Origin of the sequence: Pantoea allii, from assembly GCF_002307475.1 — a bacterium.
In the GTDB taxonomy this organism is placed as follows: domain Bacteria; phylum Pseudomonadota; class Gammaproteobacteria; order Enterobacterales; family Enterobacteriaceae; genus Pantoea; species Pantoea allii.
In genome coordinates, this window is sequence record NZ_NTMH01000041.1 from 1 (window position 1) to 11,927 (window position 11,927).

Below are 11,927 nucleotides of genomic sequence, written 5' to 3' on the forward strand. Positions count from 1 at the left end.
GGTTAAGCTACCTACTTCTTTTGCAACCCACTCCCATGGTGTGACGGGCGGTGTGTACAAGGCCCGGGAACGTATTCACCGTGGCATTCTGATCCACGATTACTAGCGATTCCGACTTCACGGAGTCGAGTTGCAGACTCCGATCCGGACTACGACGCACTTTATGAGGTCCGCTTGCTCTCGCGAGGTCGCTTCTCTTTGTATGCGCCATTGTAGCACGTGTGTAGCCCTACTCGTAAGGGCCATGATGACTTGACGTCATCCCCACCTTCCTCCGGTTTATCACCGGCAGTCTCCTTTGAGTTCCCGACCGAATCGCTGGCAACAAAGGATAAGGGTTGCGCTCGTTGCGGGACTTAACCCAACATTTCACAACACGAGCTGACGACAGCCATGCAGCACCTGTCTCAGAGTTCCCGAAGGCACCAAAGCATCTCTGCTAAGTTCTCTGGATGTCAAGAGTAGGTAAGGTTCTTCGCGTTGCATCGAATTAAACCACATGCTCCACCGCTTGTGCGGGCCCCCGTCAATTCATTTGAGTTTTAACCTTGCGGCCGTACTCCCCAGGCGGTCGACTTAACGCGTTAGCTCCGGAAGCCACTCCTCAAGGGAACAACCTCCAAGTCGACATCGTTTACGGCGTGGACTACCAGGGTATCTAATCCTGTTTGCTCCCCACGCTTTCGCACCTGAGCGTCAGTCTTCGTCCAGGGGGCCGCCTTCGCCACCGGTATTCCTCCAGATCTCTACGCATTTCACCGCTACACCTGGAATTCTACCCCCCTCTACGAGACTCAAGCCTGCCAGTTTCAAATGCAGTTCCCAGGTTAAGCCCGGGGATTTCACATCTGACTTAACAGACCGCCTGCGTGCGCTTTACGCCCAGTAATTCCGATTAACGCTTGCACCCTCCGTATTACCGCGGCTGCTGGCACGGAGTTAGCCGGTGCTTCTTCTGCGGGTAACGTCAATCACTGCGGTTATTAACCACAATGCCTTCCTCCCCGCTGAAAGTACTTTACAACCCGAAGGCCTTCTTCATACACGCGGCATGGCTGCATCAGGCTTGCGCCCATTGTGCAATATTCCCCACTGCTGCCTCCCGTAGGAGTCTGGACCGTGTCTCAGTTCCAGTGTGGCTGGTCATCCTCTCAGACCAGCTAGGGATCGTCGCCTAGGTGGGCCGTTACCCCGCCTACTAGCTAATCCCATCTGGGTTCATCCGATAGTGAGAGGCCCGAAGGTCCCCCTCTTTGGTCTTGCGACGTTATGCGGTATTAGCCACCGTTTCCAGTGGTTATCCCCCTCTATCGGGCAGATCCCCAGACATTACTCACCCGTCCGCCACTCGTCACCCGAGAGCAAGCTCTCTGTGCTACCGTCCGACTTGCATGTGTTAGGCCTGCCGCCAGCGTTCAATCTGAGCCATGATCAAACTCTTCAATTTAAGTTTGATTTGCTGAAACCAGTTCAGCGGTGCTCATCTGTAAAACGTCATAATGAATTTCATTATGTGTTCACTCGTGAGACTTGATATTTTTTACGTCCGNNGACGCTGATATCAATCCTGCGAGTGCCCACACAGATTGTCTGATAAATTGTTAAAGAGCAGTGCGAACAGCGGGTTAACCGTCTGTCGCGAGGTGGCGTATATTACGCTTTCCTCCTTCAGAGTCAACCTCTTTTTCAGAAGTTTTTCTCCGGCGGTTCAGTTTCCTGAACCTCCCGACACCGCATTCCGTAAGCCGTTGTGCCGTGTCAGTGGAGGCGCATTATAGGGCGTTCTCTCTGAGTGACAAGCATTAATTACAAAAAAATGACTGAGCGGTTTATTTTTAAACGAACGTGCTAAAAACCAACACTTCCTGCCTAAAGAACGCACGGAAATCACCACACAGTCATGAAAAGAGGCGTATTGTGCATTTCTGCCAATGCTATTCTTCTTCATTATCTTTGCTGAAAACATTACGAAGGACGCTCAATGATCACATCCGCGCGCAGTATGGCCGGTCTGCCATGGATTGCCGCTATGGCATTCTTTATGCAATCACTGGATGCCACCATATTGAATACCGCTCTGCCCGCGATCGCCACCAGCCTTGAGCGTTCCCCCCTTGCCATGCAGTCCGCCGTGATCAGCTATACCTTAACTGTTGCCATGCTTATCCCGGTTAGCGGTTGGCTTGCAGATCGTTACGGCACACGCAAAATCTTCATGATTGCCGTCTCTCTCTTTACGCTGGGGTCGTTAGCCTGCGCCTTATCGCCCTCTTTATCGGTTCTGGTCACTTCACGCATCATTCAGGGAGTCGGTGGCGCAATGATGATGCCGGTGGCCCGCCTGGCACTCCTGCGTGCTTATCCGCGCAGTGAACTCCTGCCCATCCTTAACTTTGTGACGATGCCAGGTTTAGTGGGGCCAATCCTTGGGCCTCTGCTGGGCGGTGTTATGGTGACGTATGCCACCTGGCACTGGATATTCCTGATTAACATCCCTATTGGCATACTTGGCATATTCTATGCGCGAAAATATATGCCTGACTTCACCACGCCAAAACGCCGCTTCGACTTTCTGGGCTTTCTACTGTTCGGAATTGGATTGGTGATGCTCTCTACAGGTATCGAGCTATTTGGTGAGCGCATTGTCTCGCCCTGGATTGCGGCAGCGGTACTGTGCGGCGGTATTGTGTTATTGCTTCTCTATATAGCACATGCCCGGCGCCATCCTTCTCCCCTGATCAATCTGCCCATGTTTAAGACCCGCACCTTCTCGGTAGGTATCATTGGCAATATCGCTTCACGACTGGGTACAGGCTGTGTTCCATTTTTAATGCCGCTGATGCTTCAGGTGGGATTCGGTTATTCAGCGATTCTGGCAGGATGCATGATGGCACCAACGGCCGTTGGCTCTATTCTCGCGAAACAGAGCGTGACGCAGCTGCTGCGCTGGTTTGGTTATCGCCGCTTGCTGGTGAGCATTACGGTAATCATCGGGTTTATGATCGCCAGCTTCTCCCTGCAGTCGCCTTCTGAAAGCATCGCGTTATTGTTGATACCGCTCTTTCTGCTGGGCATGGCGATGTCCACCCAGTTTACAGCGATGAACACGATTACTCTGGCCGATTTAGATGACGACAACGCCAGCGGTGGAAATAGCGTCTTAGCCGTAACGCAACAACTGGCTATTAGTTTTGGCGTCGCGGTCAGTGCTGCCGTACTGCGTTTTTATCAGGAATTTGATGGCACGACGGTAGAACAGTTCCATTCTACCTTCCTGACGATGGGCATTGTTACCGTGCTGTCGGCGCTGACATTTATGATGCTGCGCAACGGTGACGGACGTAACCTGATTAGCAATCGGGACAAAAAGAAGAAAGCTTAAACCGAGCCTCGCGGTACTAACTCCGGCGTCAGTACCAGCGTTTGCTGACTGACGTCGGGATTGCTCAGACGATGAATCAGCGTATCTATCGCCAGTTCACCCAGTTCGTCTTTGGGTTGATGGATGGTACTGAGCGGGGGTGACATATAGCGCGCCAGTTCAATGTCGTCATATCCCATCACCGCCATATCTCGTGGAATCTGCAATCCGGCCTGATGCAACGCGTGATAAACCCCGACCGCCATCGCGTCATTGCTGGTAAAAACGGCATGTGGGGGCCTGTCCAGCGCCAGCAATTCAAACATTGCGTTGTAGCCGCCTGAAAACTCAAAGTCGCCACTCACAACATACTCGGGCGGAACATCCAGACCGTTTTTCTGCATCGCCTGGTAATACCCTTCCAGTCGCATACGCGCCGGCGTTTTATCAAGCGGCCCTGAAATACAGGCGATACGTGAATAGCCACTATCAATAAGATGCTGTGTTGCCAGTTCACCGCCCAGAAGCGCATTGTCCTGAATAATATCGCCCCGGCCTTCAAAAGGTGCCCAGTCCATCATCACCATTGGGATAGAAGGATAACGATTAAGGATTTCAGCCGAGGGTAGATGGCTTTCAGTGCACATGATAAGTAAACCATCCACGCGTTTTTGCAGCAGCGTTTCCAGACTGCGGTTCATGCGCGCTTCATCGCCTGCGGTATTACACAGAATCAGGCTGTATCCACGCTCATAGCAACTGTCTTCTACGCCGCGCACGACTTCAGCATAAAAAGGGTTACTACTGGCGGTCAGTAACATACCAATGGTATTGGTTTGGTTAAGCTTAAGGCTACGTGCTAATGCCGACGGCGCATAATTGAGATCGCGGATCGCCTGTTCGATTTTTTCACGCACGCCATCACTGACAAAACGGTTCTTATTGATAACGTGTGAAACCGTTGAAGTTGACACTCCCGCCAGTCTGGCAACATCTTTCATCGTAGCCAAGCGCTTAACCCTGCTGCTGTAAAAAGTCGTCGATCTCCGCACGCCAGGGTACAGAAGGCTGGGCGCCAGAACGGGTTACCGCAATTGCCGCTGCGGCGTGGGCAAAGCGAACGGCATCATGCATGGCCTTACCTTCAAGACGAGCTGTGATAAATGCCCCGTTAAACGTATCGCCAGCCGCAATGGTGTCGACCGCGTTAACGTCAAAACCCGCAATGCGCTGCCCTTTACCATTTTCACTCAACCAGACGCCGCGGCGGCCAAGGGTGATCAAGACGGTCGCAATACCTTTGTCATGCAATGCGGCGGCGGCTCGTGCGGCATCGTCATCATTATTAACCGCGATGCCGGTGAGAATTTCTGCTTCAGTTTCATTCGGCGTAATGATGTCGATAAGCGCTAACAAACTATCGGACAGTTTTGTCGCCGGGGCGGGATTTAAAATTACGCGGGTCTGATGCTGTCTGGCTAAGGTCGCCGCAGCTAAAACACTGTCCAGTGGCGACTCAAGCTGCATCAGCAAGGCATCGGCCTGCGCAATCACCTGCTGGTGACGTTCGACATACTGCGGCGTTAACGCCGCGTTAGCACCGGAATAGATGCCAATATTATTCTCACCTTCGCCGTTGACGAAAATCATCGCGACACCGGTAGATTCACCTTCGACCGCTTCTACTGGATGGGTATCAATATTGTCCTGCGCTAACTGCTGGCAGATGCGTTCACCAATGTCATCGGCACCGACACAGGCTATAAAGGCAATATCGGCCCCCGCACGGCCCGCGGCGACAGCCTGATTTGCGCCTTTACCGCCAAACGCAATCTGATATTTCTGCCCGATCACCGTTTCGCCGGGGCGGGGAAAGTGAGCCAGATTAAGGATATGGTCAGCATTGATGCTACCGAGAACGGCAAGTTTTGCGTTTTTGCTCATTGGGAGAGTCCGAAATAAGTGCGCCACCGACGGGTGACGCAGTGCCCTGCTTTTCTTCGATTTATTTGGTAACCAGTTTCAGGTCGACCGGATTGATCGCCTGCACTTTTTCACCTTTCAGCACTTTATCAGCAGTCTGAACGCCGATCATGCCAATTTTCTCTGGCATCTGAGCCACGGTCGCGGCCAGTTTTCCGCCTTCAACCGCTTTCACACCATCTGGCGTGCCATCAAAACCCACAACCATTACATCGGTTTTGCCCGCCGTTTGCAGCGCACGCAGTGCACCCAGCGCCATTTCATCGTTCTGAGCAAACACAGCCTGCACATCCGGATGCGCCTGCAGCAGGTTCTGCATAACGTTCAAACCTTTAGTACGATCAAAGTCAGCCGGCTGGCTGGCCAGAATCTGGAATTTATGTGCATCAGCGGCCTGTTTAAAACCTTCGCCACGTTCACGTGCAGCCGAGGTACCCGCGATGCCTTCTAATTCGATAATTTTCGCGTTATCACCCAGTTTACGTGCGATGTAGTCACCCGCCATTTTACCGCCAAAGCGGTTATCAGATGCCACGTGACTGACCACGGTGCCCTGTGCAGCGACACGGTCCAGGGTGATCACCGGGATCTTCGCCTGGTTAGCCATTTTGATTGCGTTGCCGACAGCATCAGAATCGGTAGGGTTAATCAGCAGCACTTTCGTCCCGCGCACGGTTAAGTCCTGAACGTTGGCCAGTTCTTTTGCCGGGTTGTTCTGTGAATCCAGCACGACCAGGTTGTAGCCCAGTTTATCGGCTTCTTTCTGTGCACCCTCTTTCAGTGAAACGAAAAACGGGTTGTTCAGCGTAGAGATAACTAAGGCAATGGTATCTTTAGCCATTGCGCTGGCGCTGAGCGTTGCACCAAGGATCACAGCTAATGCAGTTAACTTTTTCATCATTTTATCCTGTATAAAGGTCTGAGTTATTTGCTGCTTTTATTGTCCACCAGCACCGCCAGCAGAATGACTACCGCTTTTACGATCATCTGGTAGTACGAAGATACACCCATCAGATTTAAACCATTGTTCAAAAAGCCGAGGATTAATGCGCCAATTAAGGTGCCAACAATCCGGCCCTTTCCGCCCGCCAGGCTGGTACCACCCAGAACAACGGCGGCAATGGCATCCAGTTCATAACCTGTTCCGGCCGTCGGCTGGGCGGAAGAAAGACGGGCGACTTCGATAGAACCCGCCAGCGCCGCCAGCATGCCGGACAGTGAGTAAACAATCACTTTTACCCGGTTAACATTAATGCCGGAAAGACGTGTTGCGGCTTCATTACCACCCAGCGCATAGATATAGCGGCCCAACCGCGTGTGGTGCAGCATGTACCAGGCTGCCACGAACACCACCGCCATCAGCCATACCGGTGTAGGAATGCCCAACGGACGACCGATACCAAACCAGCCAAACAGGTCGGCATTGTCATTAAAGCCGGTATTCACAGGGCTGCCGTTGGTGTACACCATGGTGACACCGCGCAGTAACAACATCATCACCAGCGTGGCAATAAAAGCCTGCACCTTACCGCGCGCCACAATGGTGCCGGTGACCGCACCAATAGCGGCCCCCAACGCCAGCGAAGCCGCTACGGCAACAAAGGCATTTACCTCCATCCCCACCAGCGATGCCGCCACCGCGCCCGTAAGCGCCAGCAGCGATCCCACAGACAGATCGATACCGGATGTCAGAATAACCAGCGTCATGCCCACCGCCATGATGGCGTTGACCGATGTCTGCTGCAGGATGTTGAACAGGTTTGCCACCGTAAAGAAATTTGGGCTCTGGCTTGCGACCACGGCAATCAACACAATTAACGCAATCAGCGACTTTTGCTCAAGCAACCAGGCTTTGCTGAACCAGCGGCGGTTAGACGGAACGGTTTGGGTGGTCATACAACTAAATCCTCACTGTGTTGCTTACCGACGGCTGCCGCCATCAGGCTTTCCTGAGTAGCGTCTTCACGGGTAAATTCGCCGCTTAAACGGCCTTCATGCATCACGACAATGCGATCACTCATGCCCAGAACTTCTGGCATTTCTGACGACACTAAAATAATGCTCAGCCCTTCGGCCTTGAACTGGTTAATAAGCTGATAAATCTCTTTTTTGGCCCCCACGTCGACACCGCGCGTCGGTTCATCAAGAATCAACACGTTGGGGCGCGTCATGAGCCCGCGGGCAATCGCGACTTTTTGCTGATTACCGCCTGACAGCAGGCCAATCGGCTGCTCCATTGACGGCGTTTTAACGTTAAATAAGCGGATAAAGTCGCTGACGGCGAGTTGTTCTTCAGCGTGCCTGAGTCTGCCGCCCATGTGGCTGAAGTAGCGCAGTGCGGTCAGAGACATGTTCTCTTTTACTGACATGCCCAGCACCAGGCCATCGCGCTTACGGTCTTCCGAGATATACACGATGCCATTGGCAAGGCCATCCTGTGGTGAGCGAGTCACCACTTCACGTCCACTCAGCCAGATCTGCCCGGCGCTGCGGGGCGCAGCACCGTAAAGAATTTTCATCAGTTCGGTACGTCCGGCGCCCATCAGGCCAGACACGCCCAGAATTTCACCTTTACGCAGGGTAAACGAGACGTTATCGACGCCAGGCCCGCTAAGGTTTTCCACTTTAAGACGCACTTCACCCGGAGCATCGTCAACATGGGGATACTGATCTTCCAGTTTACGGCCCACCATCATCTCAATGAGGCTCTCTTCACTCAGATCGCTGACGGCACGTTCAGCAATAAACTGGCCATCACGAAACACCGTGACGTCATCGCAAATCTCGAAAATCTCTTTCATGCGATGGGAGATATAAACGATACCGCAGCCTTGCGCTTTCAGCTCATTGATGACCCGGAACAACGACAGGGTTTCGGTATCCGTGAGCGCGTCAGTCGGCTCATCCATAATGATGACTTTCGACTCAAAACTCAGGACCTTGGCAATCTCAACCATTTGTTGATCGCCGATGGATAAATCGCCCACCAGCTTATGGCTGTTAAAACGCAGATTCAGACGTTTCAACAGCGCGTCGGCCTCGGCATACATCCGCTTCCAGTTAATACAGCCAAATCCATTGACGAATTCACGCCCCAGGAAAATGTTTTCCGCGACGGTTAACTGAGGGATCAGGTTAAGTTCCTGATGGATAATACCAATGCCCGCTTCCTGCGATGCTTTAGGTCCGCTAAACGTGGTTTCTTCACCAAGCCATAACAGCGAACCGGCGTCACGGCTGTAAATACCGGTGAGCACCTTCATCATGGTGGATTTGCCGGCGCCGTTTTCACCTACCAACGCCATTACGCGTCCCGGCCAGACTGACAATGACGCACCATTCAGCGCTTTAACGCCGGGAAATGATTTTTCGATGCCTTTAAGCTGCAGTAAGGGTTGCATAATGGCCTCAGAAGGTCACACCTGCGCTCAGGATGACATTCGCAAACGGAGAACACTCTCCGCTGCGAATGACCGCCTGGCTACGTTGTGTTTGTTGTTTGAACTGTTCATGACTGATGTAGCGGGTAGTGATGGTGTTTCCCTGGTGCTGTTGCAATGCGTCGAGCACGGCGATCAGTTCGCTGTGGAGCTGCGGATTGTGCCGCTTAATCTCTTCCGCAATAAAGGCGCTTTCCACCTGCATCTCAAGCGTAACGGCTTCTACCACCTGCATAAATCCCGGCGTACCCGGCGTCAGCGCCAGATCGATACGTTGTGGTCCTGCCGGAATCGGCAAGCCCGCATCGGCGATCGTTAACGTGTCCGTGTGGCCCAGGCGGGCGATAACGTGAGAGAGTTCAGCGTTTAACAAGCGACCTTTTTTCATTTTTACACTCCATAGCGAAACGTTTCGCTTTCTGGAGTGTATAAAAAACAGGTTACAATTCAACCACAGGATCAAAAATTTGTGATCGTTATCGAAACGTTTCGCTGTTGCAGAAAAGAATTTGAGTTAGGCGCATAGCCAGAGCGGAAAATGGACCGCCGGGGCGGTCCATTTGGGGGGCGTTATGGCAGCTTCTTGACCTGTTTAACATCCAGCTCAATGCTGTTGAAATCTTTATCCAGTTCACCCGTCAGTTCGACGCGATCTTTTGGCGAAACGGTCAGGCCGTTCCAGCGCTTGTGGTCAATTTCTACCTTCATCGTGCCGGTCTCGTCACGGAACAGGTAATCTTCGTCGCCAATCTGCTTTTCAAGCTGGCCACGAACGGTAATCCAGCTGTCATCTTTCATTTCTTCAGCCTGTTTCACCGTCACAACGCTGCTTTGACCGGCTTTAAAACCGCCTTGCTGATGATGTGCTGCCGGTGCTGACGCATTCGGGTCAACGAATCCACCCTGTTGAGCGGCAAATACCGGCGCAGAAGCCAGCATAGTCACGGCTAATAGTGCAGCATACTTTTTCATTTTGTCACCTCTTGTCCATGAAGCTGTTATGTCAGTGGCTGTAGTAAAACATAGAGTTCTTAACAGGATCTTAAGGCGAAAATAACCTCAGTTTTTAGCCAAACTCGCTGTACAACGGCCACCCAGCTTCGTATAAATCGCTTATTAAAAGGGAGAGAGAATGCGAATTTTACTCATTGAAGACGATCGCCTGATTGGAGATGGCATCAAAGCAGGGCTCAGTAAGCTGGGGTTCAGCGTCGACTGGTTTGTCTCTGGTGAGGCGGGTTTTCAGGCATTAACGGCGGCGCCGTGGGATGCGGTCGTACTTGATTTGTCCCTGCCGGAGCGTGACGGGCTGGACATATTGCGCCAGTGGCGTCAGCAGGGGCACGATGTGCCGGTCCTTATCCTCACCGCCCGCGATGCCCTGGATCAACGCGTTGAAGGATTACAGATGGGGGCTGACGATTATCTGTGCAAACCCTTTGCCCTTACAGAAGTTGCCGCACGGTTACAGGCATTGATTCGCCGCCGCCACGGGCAACTTCAGCCCGAAATGCGCCACGGGGATGTGGTATTGATTCCAGGCAATCTTAGCGTAGAAAGAAACGGCGAAAACATTGCGTTAAAAAGCCGTGAGCTGGCGCTGCTTGAGCTGTTTATGCGTAATCCGGGTCGGGTACTGACGCGTAGCCAGCTTGAAGAAAAGTTGTATACCTGGGATACCGAAGTGTCGAGTAACGCGGTGGAAGTGCATATTCATCATCTGCGTAAGAAGCTCGGTAATCGCTTTATCCGCACTATCCACGGCGTGGGTTATACGCTGGGAGACAGCGAATGCGATCGATGAGTTTGTTCCTGCGTCTTGGCATTGGCCTGGTGCTGATCCTGGGCATTTGCTGGGGAACAGCGACGCTCAGCGCCTGGTATAAAACGCGTGACACCATTAATGAGCTGTTTGATACGCAACAAATGTTGCTCGCTAAACGCCTGCTGACCCTGGACTTTACCTCGCTCAACGGCACGTCGCTGCCAAAAACGAAAACGCTGTTACACCATAATCGTGGCGAACAGGACGATGACGCGCTGGCCTTCGCGGTATTCGACCGCGCGGGGAAACAGATCCTCAACGATGGCGATAATGGCAAAGATCTGCCCTTTAATGCGGATCATCAAGGTTTCCAGAATGGCCAGCTTAACGGGGATGACGATCTCTGGCGTTTTGTCTGGCTGACCACGCCCGATCAACGTTACCGTGTCGTCGTCGGCCAGGAGTGGGAATACCGTGATGATATGGCAAAAGATCTGGTCAATGCCGGCATGGTGCCCTGGCTGATTTCCTTGCCTTTTATGCTGCTGATGTTGACGGGCCTGGTCTGGTACGAACTTCGTCCACTAAAAAAACTGAGCCAGCAGCTTGCCGCGCGCGCACCTGATGATGACGCGCCCTTGCAGGCCCAGCGCGTTCCTAAAGAAGTCCGCCCGTTGATTGATGCACTTAACGGCCTGTTCAGCCGCATTCATACCATGATGCAGCGGGAACGCCGCTTCACATCCGATGCGGCTCACGAATTACGCAGCCCGCTGGCCGCGCTGCAGGTGCAAAGCGAAGTCATTCAGTTGGCCGCCGATGACGAGGCGATGCGCACCCACGCGCTGCAGCAGTTGGATGCCGGTATCGTCCGGGCCACCCGCCTGGTTGATCAGTTGCTTACGCTGTCGCGCATTGAAGCCGATGATGTCCGCAAGGCGTTCCAGCCCGTTATTCTGAAAAAGGTGGCACAGGACACGCTGGCTTCACAGTTACCGCTGGCAGATAAGGCTGACATTAGGTTACGCCTTAACGCTACCGCCGATCCGGTTATTTCGGGACATGCGCTGCTGCTGTCTCTGCTGATCAGAAATCTGCTGGATAATGCTATCCGCTATACACCATCAGGCAGCCGCGTTGACCTTACCCTTAGCCAGAATACGTTAAAGGTGGAAGATAACGGCAACGGTTTATCGGCAGATGAACTGCAACGCCTGGGGGAACGTTTCTGGCGTCCGCCGGGGCAGGAAAAAAGCGGCAGTGGGCTGGGGTTATCGATAGTGCGCAATATTGCACAGCTGCATGGCATGACACTGCACTTTGCTCCGCATCCCGGCGGCGGATTATGCGTCACGCTACGTTGGTAACACACTGCGCC

General features: G+C 52.9%; 10 protein-coding genes and 1 rRNA gene. 3 read left to right on the top strand and 8 right to left on the bottom strand.

Annotated features, from left to right (window positions below):
• Positions 1–1,447, bottom strand: a 16S ribosomal RNA gene (locus CMR03_RS20730); the annotation flags it as partial.
• 534 nt (positions 1,448–1,981) lie between these two features.
• Here CMR03_RS20730 and mdtD point away from each other — a divergent pair.
• Positions 1,982–3,382 carry a multidrug transporter subunit MdtD gene (gene mdtD, locus CMR03_RS20735; RefSeq protein ID WP_096012541.1) on the top strand — a complete coding sequence of 467 codons (1,401 nt, stop codon included), beginning with the start codon at positions 1,982–1,984 and terminating at the stop codon, positions 3,380–3,382.
• Here mdtD and rbsR read toward each other — a convergent pair.
• The 7 genes from rbsR to CMR03_RS20770 form a co-directional block, all read right to left on the bottom strand.
• Positions 3,379–4,362 carry a ribose operon transcriptional repressor RbsR gene (gene rbsR / locus CMR03_RS20740; protein ID WP_063877753.1) on the bottom strand — a complete coding sequence of 328 codons (984 nt, stop codon included), beginning with the start codon at positions 4,360–4,362 and terminating at the stop codon, positions 3,379–3,381. The genes mdtD and rbsR overlap by 4 nt on opposite strands.
• Before the next feature lie 13 nt (positions 4,363–4,375).
• On the bottom strand, positions 4,376–5,305 hold the full coding sequence (gene rbsK, locus CMR03_RS20745; RefSeq protein WP_063877754.1) for a ribokinase: 930 nt from the start codon (positions 5,303–5,305) through the stop codon (positions 4,376–4,378).
• A 61-nt stretch (positions 5,306–5,366) separates the two neighbouring features.
• Positions 5,367–6,242 (bottom strand): ribose ABC transporter substrate-binding protein RbsB, encoded by an 876-nt coding sequence (gene rbsB / locus CMR03_RS20750; protein WP_063877755.1) that lies wholly within the window; start codon positions 6,240–6,242, stop codon positions 5,367–5,369.
• Between the two features lie 26 nt (positions 6,243–6,268).
• Complete coding sequence (gene rbsC, locus CMR03_RS20755) at positions 6,269–7,240, bottom strand: ribose ABC transporter permease (protein ID WP_063877756.1); 972 nt, start codon at positions 7,238–7,240, stop codon at positions 6,269–6,271.
• Positions 7,237–8,745: a ribose ABC transporter ATP-binding protein RbsA gene (gene rbsA, locus CMR03_RS20760; protein ID WP_063877757.1), complete on the bottom strand. Its 1,509-nt coding sequence runs from the start codon at positions 8,743–8,745 to the stop codon at positions 7,237–7,239. Before rbsA ends, rbsC begins: the two co-directional genes overlap by 4 nt.
• A gap of 7 nt (positions 8,746–8,752) precedes the next feature.
• Complete coding sequence (gene rbsD, locus CMR03_RS20765; RefSeq protein ID WP_063877758.1) at positions 8,753–9,172, bottom strand: D-ribose pyranase; 420 nt, start codon at positions 9,170–9,172, stop codon at positions 8,753–8,755.
• Between the two features lie 182 nt (positions 9,173–9,354).
• Positions 9,355–9,756, bottom strand: coding sequence for a YgiW/YdeI family stress tolerance OB fold protein (locus CMR03_RS20770; RefSeq protein ID WP_063877759.1), 402 nt, complete (start codon positions 9,754–9,756; stop codon positions 9,355–9,357).
• Positions 9,757–9,916: 160 nt separating this feature from the next.
• Here CMR03_RS20770 and qseB point away from each other — a divergent pair, with 160 nt between their 5' ends.
• Both qseB and qseC read left to right on the top strand, forming a co-directional pair.
• Positions 9,917–10,588 carry a quorum sensing response regulator transcription factor QseB gene (qseB, locus tag CMR03_RS20775; protein WP_096012542.1) on the top strand — a complete coding sequence of 224 codons (672 nt, stop codon included), beginning with the start codon at positions 9,917–9,919 and terminating at the stop codon, positions 10,586–10,588.
• Positions 10,576–11,916: a quorum sensing histidine kinase QseC gene (qseC, locus tag CMR03_RS20780; RefSeq protein ID WP_096012543.1), complete on the top strand. Its 1,341-nt coding sequence runs from the start codon at positions 10,576–10,578 to the stop codon at positions 11,914–11,916. The genes qseB and qseC overlap by 13 nt, the downstream gene beginning before the upstream one ends.
• Positions 11,917–11,927 lie beyond the last annotated feature (11 nt).